Here is a 2,438-nt window from a genome sequence, read left to right on the forward strand (position 1 = left end):
GCGTGCATACCGGGCCGTCGGCCCAGCAGTAGCGCACGCGGGTGGCGCCAGCGACGGCAGGGCCGCGCACTACGACCCGACTGGCTTCGATGCGCGCATCGGCGTAGCGGCAGCGCTGCGTGGCATCGCAGAGTTCGAAACCGATGGGATGGTCCGAGCCGGTCGTCGCCAGCGCGCCGGTGAAGTCGTCGAACGCGATGCCGACGCCGTCCTGCGTGCGCGACACCGCACGTGCGACGGGGCCGGACGGTGCAAGCGTGCGTTCGCCGTAGACCACGTGGCGAGCCAGGCGCGCGAGACGCCGGCCGAGTTCCTGCTTGTTCGGCGGATGGATGTCGTACGCATCGCCGATGTCGATGGCGACCGCGAGGCCGGAGTGCGCATCTTCCGCGGCGACCTGGCGTTGCGCGTCGCGCAGCTCGGCCCAACCGCTTTCCACGGGTGAGGACGGCGGCATGCCATAGCCCGCCAGCTGCACGACGAGAAAGGGCGTCTGCGGTCCGAACCGGCGCCGCCAGTCGTCACGCAGCAGGCGGAGCAACGGCGCATATGCGGCGGCCTCACCGGTATTGGACTCGCCCTGGTACCAGAGCACGCCGCGCACACCGTAATCATGCAGCGGCGCGATCATGCCGTTGTACAGCGTCGACAGGCCCGTGGCCGCCTGCCAGGGTGCGCCAGGCGGCGACGTGTCCGACGGCGCAATGCGGTACTGCCAGGGTGTGTCCAGCACGACGCGTGTGCCATCCGAAAAGCGCAGGGCCTGCGCGTCCGCCGGTCCGGCCAGCCCGCCGTCGCGATAGGTGTCCAGCACGTTGACCACCACCGTGTTGATGCCGGACTTCAACAGCCCGGCCGGCAGCGGGTAACGGCGCGGTTCGCCTGCGCCGTAGCGACTGCCCACCGCCACGCCGTTCACCCAGGTCATGTCGGTCTCGTCGGCCGGTGCCAGTTCCAGCGTCGCGCTGGCGACCGCTTGCGCCGCCGTGAGCGTGACCTGCGTGCGGTACCAGACCATGCCGTTGTAGTCCGCGAGTGCGGCCACGTTCCATCGCTCCCACGCGCCCAGCGATGCAGGAGCATCGTGCCAGTCGCCGGCGCTCGCGCCGGGCTGCCAGGGCATGTCGCCGGGAACGGCGTGCGGACGCGTTGTCCACCAGCGCTCCCACTGCCTGCCCCAATGCGCAAGCGCCGCCACGGGATCGTCGGCATAGGTCGCGAGCACGTCGAGGGCTTCGTCCCGGCCGCCGCCGGCGCGAAGGGCGGACGCGCCGATCCATGCTTCGATCCGCGATCCACCCCAGGCCGCCTGGATCAGCCCCACCGGCACATCGACCGTCTTCTGCAACTCGCGCGCGAAATAGAGGCAAGCCGCCGAGAAATCACGCACCGTCTCCGGCGAGGCAGGGTTCCACGCCGCGCGGCCCTGGAACGACAACTGCGGCACCACCGCTGCGGACTGCGGGACGTTGAACAGGCGGATGCGCGGATAGGCGCCCGACGCGATCTCGCTGTTCGCGTCTAGCGCGCGCCAGACCGGCAGCTCCATGTTCGACTGGCCCGAGCACAGCCACACGTCACCCAGCTGCACGTCACGCACCCGCTGCGTGACCTGCCCTGCCCTGGCCACCAGTTCGTAAGGGCCCCCGGCCGCCAGAGAACGCAGGCGCGCGCTCCACCGGCCCTCGGCATCGGCGCGGGTGGTGACGGTCTGGCGAGCGAAGGACACGGAGACCGCTTCGCCCGCCCGCGCCTGACCCCACACGCGGATCGGCACGTCGCGCTGCAGGACGGCGTGATCCTGGAACAGGGGATGCAGCAGCGGCTCCATGCCTGCCGCCTGCCCGCGTGCCGGCGGCGACGCGGCAACGCACCACGATGCGATGACCAGGAGGCCCGGGAGCAGGAGCCTCATCGTCCGTCTCCCGGTGCGAACGGGAACTGCAATGCCTGGTAGTACGCCAGCGGATGCGGCGGCGGCTGTTCGCCCGCCGGCAGTGCAAGGCCGTTGAGCGACTGGAAGTACGCCACACTGGCATCGCGCCACCACTGCGCCTCGTTGCGCTGGATGCGCAGGAAGGCGGCGACCTGACGATGGCGCGGCGCATCCACCTTGCCCTCCAGGCGCTGCCACGTGGCCTGCATCGCCTCGACGTTCCGCACGCCACGCGTGTAGCGATGGACCAGCTCGTCCCAGAGCGGCCTGCCTGAGCGCAGGCGGCGATCCCACCGCACATGGTGGAACCACAGCAGCAGCGGCTCCGGCACGCGYTCCACGTCGTTGAACCCGCGTGCGACGTCCGCTGCGTACTGCGACACCGCATCGCTGCCCGACGCGGTGCGATCGAATCCGATGCCGTCGCGGTCCGCACGGTGGTAGTACACCGAGGTCCAGTCGGCCCGCGGACCGCCGTCGACCCACGGACCCGGGCCATAGT

At 70.8% G+C, this 2,438-nt stretch carries 1 protein-coding gene and 1 pseudogene; both read right to left on the reverse strand.

Translation table 11 applies throughout. From position 1 onward, the window contains the following. Positions 1-1,831, reverse strand: a 1,831-nt coding sequence (locus AC04L7_RS16660) for a sialate O-acetylesterase (protein WP_475513454.1), incomplete at its 3' end; no start/stop codon positions are given. Between the two features lie 80 nt (positions 1,832-1,911). Then, a pseudogene (locus AC04L7_RS16665) lies at positions 1,912-2,438 on the reverse strand (alpha-glucuronidase); the annotation flags it as partial.

The sequence above is a fragment of the Pseudoxanthomonas sp. LjRoot204_2 genome (assembly GCF_056175765.1).